5 protein-coding genes and 1 pseudogene are annotated in these 5,801 nt (G+C 59.8%); 2 read left to right on the top strand and 4 right to left on the bottom strand.

Features of this window, described 5'->3' with window-relative positions; translation table 11 throughout:
* The 3 genes and pseudogenes from B2W52_RS22350 to B2W52_RS13690 form a co-directional block, all read right to left on the bottom strand.
* A partial coding sequence (locus tag B2W52_RS22350; protein ID WP_414673503.1) for an ATP-binding cassette domain-containing protein occupies positions 1–136 on the bottom strand: 136 nt, incomplete at its 3' end.
* 20 nt (positions 137–156) lie between these two features.
* A pseudogene (locus B2W52_RS13695) lies at positions 157–696 on the bottom strand (ABC transporter ATP-binding protein); the annotation flags it as partial.
* A 3-nt stretch (positions 697–699) separates the two neighbouring features.
* Entirely contained in the window at positions 700–1,806 is a 1,107-nt protein-coding gene (locus B2W52_RS13690) for a polyamine ABC transporter substrate-binding protein (protein WP_286803565.1), read from the bottom strand.
* A 333-nt stretch (positions 1,807–2,139) separates the two neighbouring features.
* Between B2W52_RS13690 and B2W52_RS13685 the strand changes: the two genes are divergently transcribed.
* Positions 2,140–3,516 carry a glutamine synthetase family protein gene (locus B2W52_RS13685; protein ID WP_414673502.1) on the top strand — a complete coding sequence of 459 codons (1,377 nt, stop codon included), beginning with the start codon at positions 2,140–2,142 and terminating at the stop codon, positions 3,514–3,516.
* Between the two features lie 74 nt (positions 3,517–3,590).
* On the opposite strand, the gene B2W52_RS13680 is transcribed toward B2W52_RS13685, so the two are convergent.
* The gene (locus B2W52_RS13680; RefSeq protein WP_104270242.1) at positions 3,591–5,108 is read right to left on the bottom strand and encodes an aldehyde dehydrogenase; all 1,518 of its coding nucleotides are present in this window, start codon (positions 5,106–5,108) and stop codon (positions 3,591–3,593) included.
* A gap of 181 nt (positions 5,109–5,289) precedes the next feature.
* Here B2W52_RS13680 and B2W52_RS13675 point away from each other — a divergent pair.
* Positions 5,290–5,801 (top strand): NAD(P)/FAD-dependent oxidoreductase (locus B2W52_RS13675; protein WP_414673501.1); only part of this gene is annotated, 512 nt, incomplete at its 3' end.

Below are 5,801 nucleotides of genomic sequence, written 5' to 3'. Positions count from 1 at the left end.
CCATGGGCTCGTCCAGCAACAGCAGCTTGGGACGTTTGGCCAGTGAGCGGGCCAGGGCAACGCGTTGCTGCTGACCACCGGAAAGCTGCTGGGGTTTGCGCCGGGCATAGGGTTCCATCTTGACCAGCTTCAGCATGGCGGCCACCCGGTCGCGAATTTCGCTTTTCGGCANNGCGCGGTGGTCGGCTCGTCGGCAATCAGCAGTTTGGGCCGGGTTACCAGAGCCATGGCGATCATGGCGCGCTGGCGCTGGCCGCCCGAAAGCTGGTGCGGCTTGCGTTTGGCGAAGGGCTCGAGACGGGTGAGCTTTAAAAGCTCTGCGACACGGTCAGAAATGTCGGACCGCGCCATCCCCTCACGCTTGAGGCCGTAGGCGATGTTGTTTTCAACACTCATATGCGGAAAGAGCGCATAGGACTGGAACATCATGTTGGTCGGGCGCAGGAACGGGGGCAGAGCTGTAACGTCCTGGCCGTCGAGCATGATGGAGCCGGCGTTGGGCGTTTCAAAACCTGCGAGCATGCGCAGCAGGGTGGACTTGCCGGAACCGGAACCACCCAGAAGGGCAAAGATCTCGCCCTTGTGGATGTCCAGGTTCACATTGTCCACGGCCAGCGTGCCATCAAAGCTTTTGGAGATGCCCCGAATGCTGAGTAACACCTCCGCTTGCGCGGAGGTGTTGTTGCCGTTTTCCACCGCTTAACGACCAGACTTCACGTTGGTCCAGGTGCGGGTCATCAGACGCTGGGCGTCCTGAGGCCGGCCTTCCATGATGTACAGCTTCTTCATCACCTCATCGGTGGGGTAGATGCTGGTATCGCTCAGAATCTCCGGATCAACGAATTCGTTGGCCGGCTTGTTCGGGTTGGCGTACCACACATAGTTGGTCACGTCCGCGATGATTTCCGGACGCATCAGGAAGTTCATCAACTTGTGGGCGTTCTCAACGTTTGGTGCGCCGGCCGGGATGGTCATCATGTCGAACCACAGCACTGCACCTTCTTTGGGAATGGTGTAGCGGATCACGTTGCCGTTCTCGGCTTCCTCGGCGCGTGCGGCGGCCTGCAGGATGTCGCCGGAGTAACCGGCAGCCACACACAGGTCACCGTTGGCCAGGTCACCAATGTAACGCGACGAATGGAAGTAGGTGATGTTCGGGCGAATGGCCTTGATCACCTCGCCGCCTTTCCTGATGTCGTCGGCGTTGTTGCTGTTCGGGTCCAGGCCAATGTAGGCCATGGCAGCACGAACCATTTCCTCGCCGGAATCCAGCATGGCAATACCGCAGCCGCCGGCGGCAAGCTTGCCGGTGACTTCAGGATCGAATACCAGGGCCCAGGAATCGGTGGGAGCGCTGTCACCCAGGATTTCCTGGATACGGCCTTCGTTATAGCCATAGCCGTTGGTGCCCCAGAGATAAGGCAGAGCAAACTGGCTACCCGGGTCAACCTTTTCCAGATCGTCCATCAGATCCGGGTTGAGGTTGCTCATGTTCGGCAGCTTGCTGTGGTCCAGCGCTACGAAGGCGTTGGCAGAAATCTGCTTGGCCACGTAGTGGTTGGACGGCACAACAAGATCGTAGCCGGAACGACCGGAAAGCAGGGCGGCTTCGAGGATCTCGTTACTGTCGTAAACGTCGTAGATCACCTTAATGCCGGTTTCTTCCGTGAACTTCGCCAGGGTGTCCTCGGCGATGTAATCGGACCAGTTGTAGACACGCACTTCCTCGGCGGCAAACGCGGAAGAGGCACACAGAGACAACGCAACAGAGGCGGCCAGCGCCTGTGGCTTACACAACTTCAACATTGGATGATGTCCCTCACTCAAAAGGGAGAAATACAAAACGTGCAGGACGCACGCGGTGTTGTGCAGGTCTGCTGAGGGTGGCCGCAGGTGGCTGTTGTCCCGGGAAGAACCGGTCGCCGCCTTTTGACTCCTTTAAGGCTTGTCCTGGAAACGGCGGTGGGGAACCTGCCGAATTCTCGCGATATTTATCATGAGATGCGGGGTTGCGCTATAAAAATTTTACTCCGGGATTTGTGGTATGTCCCTATCTTGCCAAACACCCCGGAAAGCGGGATAAAGGAGTGTTGAAACCCCTGCGCCGGCTCCTCGGCACCAGGCCTGTTTGCGTTGTGGATGGCTCCCCTTATGGCTTCTGGTTCTACGAGTGCCGACTCGTTCCTTCAGGCACACCCCGAACTGCAGTTTGTTGATCTGCTGATCCCGGATATGAATGGCATTGTTCGCGGCAAGCGGGTGGATCCGTCTGCGCTGGCGAAGGTGTTTGAGCGTGGCGTGGCCATGCCGGCTTCCATCTTTGCCCTGAACATTCAGGGCACCACGGTGGAAGAAACCGGCCTTGGCCTGGATATTGGCGAGGCAGACCGTGTCTGTCTGCCCATTGAAAATACCCTCACTATGGAGCCCTGGCAGAAGCGGCCCACGGCGCAATTGCTGCTGACCATGTATGAGCTGGACCGCGAGACACCGTTTTTCGCAGACCCGCGGGTGGTATTGCAGAACATCGTCAAGCGCTTCGAGGCACTGGGGCTGACTCCCGTGGCGGCCTTTGAGCTGGAGTTTTACCTGATCGACCAGGAAAACCTCGCCGGTCGCCCTCAGCCACCCAAGTCACCCATCTCCGGCAAGCGCCCGGCCGGCACCCAGGCCTATTCCATTGATGATCTGGACGAATACGCGGAATTCCTGGCGGACGTGCTGGATGCCGCTCACGAGCAGGAACTGCCAGCGGATGCGCTGGTGGCTGAGTCGGCGCCCGGGCAGTTTGAAGTCAACCTGCACTATGTGGACGATGCGGTGCGGGCCTGTGACCACGCCACTCTGCTCAAGCGTCTAATCAAGAACATGGCCTACGACCATGAAATGGACACCACGTTCATGGCCAAGCCCTACCACAACCAGGCCGGCAGCGGCATGCACCTGCACGTAAGCCTCGTGGACCGGGAGGGCCGTAATGTGTTCGCCGGCGACGCCGAGCAGCCCAACGACATGCTGCGCTGGGCCGTGGGTGGATTGGTCGCCACCATGAACGACGCCATGGCCTTGTTCTGCCCCAATATCAATTCCTACCGCCGGTTCAGCCCGGAGTACTACGTGCCCAGTGCTGCCACCTGGGGCGTGGACAACCGCACTGCATCGCTGCGTCTGCCGGGCGGTGATCCCGAGGCCCTGCGAATCGAACACCGGGTCGCCGGTGCCGATGCCAACCCGTATCTGCTGATGGCTGCGGTGCTGGCGGGTATTCACTACGGCATCTCCAACAGGATAGAGCCACCACCGGTCACCGTGGGTAATGCCCATGAACAGCACGAAGCCTCACTGGTGAATAACCTGCGGGATGCCTTGCGGGAGCTGGGGCAATCGAAAGTGATGGCCGATTATCTCGGCAGCCAGTTTCTGGATGTGTTCGTCGCCTGCAAGGAGCATGAACTGAACGAATTCGAGATGACCATCTCCGATCTCGAATATCTCTGGTACCTGCACACGGTCTGATCAATTCCGGGATAAAAAACGGCGCCTTGAAGGCGCCGTTTTTCGTTTGCCGGACTGCGACTAACTATTCCGAACTACTCCAGCACCAGCCAGGTGGCTTTCAGTTCCGTGTACTTGTCGAAGGCATGCACAGATTTGTCGCGCCCGTTGCCGGACTGCTTGAAGCCACCGAAGGGTGCGGTCATATCGCCGCCGTCATAGTGGTTAATCCACACGCTGCCGGCTCGCAGGGCCTTGGCTACCTTATGGGCGGTATTGATATTGGAGGTCCACACTGCTGCGGCCAGGCCGTAGATGGAATCGTTGGCAATGGCGACGGCTTCGTCTGCGGTATCGAAGCCGATGACAGAAAGCACCGGCCCGAAGATTTCCTCCGAGGCAATGCGCATCTGGTTATTCACCCCGTCAAACACCGTGGGCTGAACAAACAGGCCGCCCGTGTTTTCCAGAATCCGCTGCCCACCTTCCACCAGGCGTGCGCCCTCAGACTGCCCGATGCCGATGTAGTCGATGATCCGATCAAGCTGGGCCTGATCCACGATCGCGCCACAGGTAGTCGCCGGGTCCAGCGGATGGCCGGGGCGCCAGGTTTTCAGGGCCTCGCATATCAGCTTTACGAACTCGGCACGAATGCTGTTCTCGACCAGCAGGCGACTGCCGGCAGTGCACACTTCGCCCTGATTGAAGGCTATGGCACTGGCCGCCTCGGCAGCGGCCTTTTTCAGGTCTGGCGCATCGGCAAAGACAATGTTCGGGCTCTTGCCACCGGCCTCCAGCCATACCCGTTTCATGTTGGATTGGCCGGCGTAGATCATCAGTTGCTTGGCCACATTCGTGGACCCGGTAAACACCAGGCAGTCCACGTCCATGTGCAGCGCCAGGGCCTTGCCCACGGTGTGACCATAGCCTGGAAGCACATTGAAAACACCGGCGGGAACGCCCGCTTCCCCGGCCAGGGCGGCCAGGCGAATGGCGCTCAGGGGCGATTTCTCGGAGGGTTTCAGTATGAGGGAATTACCAGTGGCCAGGGCCGGGGCAATTTTCCAGGCCGCCATAATCATCGGAAAGTTCCAGGGCACGATGGCCGCCACCACACCCATCGGCTCACGGGAGATCATGCCGATCTGGTTGTGGGGTGTGGGCGCAAGTTCGCCGTACACCTTGTCGATGGCCTCGGCGGTCCAGCGGATTGCCCGGGCGGTGGCCGGCACGTCCACGTTTCTGGCGTGGTTGATGGGTTTGCCCATGTCCAGGGTTTCCAGCAGGGCAAGCTCGTCGCCGTGGGCTTCGATAAGCTCAGCGAACCGGAGCAGCACCGCCTTGCGTTTTGCTGGTGCCAGCTGGCTCCAGATGCCCGCCTCAAAGGCGGCCCTTGCAGCCCTAACGGCCTGGTCGGCATCGCTCTGATCGCAACTGGCAATAGAGGCCAGCTCGCGCCCGTCAATCGGGCTGACCGAGGTAAACGTCTCGCCGTTGGCCGCCCATCGATAGGTGCCGTTCAGATAGGCGCGGCCCTCCAGAGTGAGGTTTGTGGCCAGGGCCTGCCATTCGGCCTGGCTGGTCGGTGTGGAAGAGCTGACGGGTTGATTCATGGACGCCTCGCAGGCTGTAGAGTTGAGCAATCATAGCAGTACTTTTATCCCCAGGCGCCGCCCGCGATATAGGTATAAGAACGTGTCTTTCCGAACGCGCGGCGCTGGCATAGACTTCCTGCGGCGCGCATCGTTGCAGCCTGATCCTGAACGTCTCTATCACCTTTTCTGGCGTCACATAATGATCGAGTATCCCCCGGTTCCCTCGTATTACGCAGCTTCCGCCAACTCGGCCCCTGTGCGCCCGGCGCTGCGAGGGTCTTGCGAGGCCGATGTTTGCGTCGTCGGTGCCGGCTACACCGGCCTTTCGACAGCGTTGTTCCTGGCGGAAGCCGGTTTCCGGGTGGTGGTTCTGGAGGCAGCGACGGTCGGCTGGGGTGCTTCGGGGCGCAATGGCGGCCAGATCGTTAACAGCTTCAGCCGGGATCTGGACAGCATCGAACGACAGACCTCTCAAGTCCACCTGAAACTGCTGTCCGAGATGGCCTTTGAGGGCAGCCAGATCATTCGCCAGCGGGTGAAGAGTTACGGCATTCGGTGCGACCTGAAAGAAGGCGGTATTTTCGCAGCGCTCAATCCAAAGCAGCTCAGGCACCTGGAATCTCAGCAAGCGCTGTGGCGCCGGTTCGGTTACGACCAACTGGAACTGTTGGATAGGAATGCCATCCGTTCCCGGGTTGGCACGGAACGGTA

Origin of the sequence: Marinobacter sp. UBA2498 (genome assembly GCF_002341575.1) — a bacterium.
Taxonomy (GTDB): Bacteria; Pseudomonadota; Gammaproteobacteria; order Pseudomonadales; family Oleiphilaceae; genus Marinobacter; species Marinobacter manganoxydans.
Note: the sequence above shows the minus strand (reverse complement) of the source record. Positions and strands in the feature narration are given on the sequence as shown.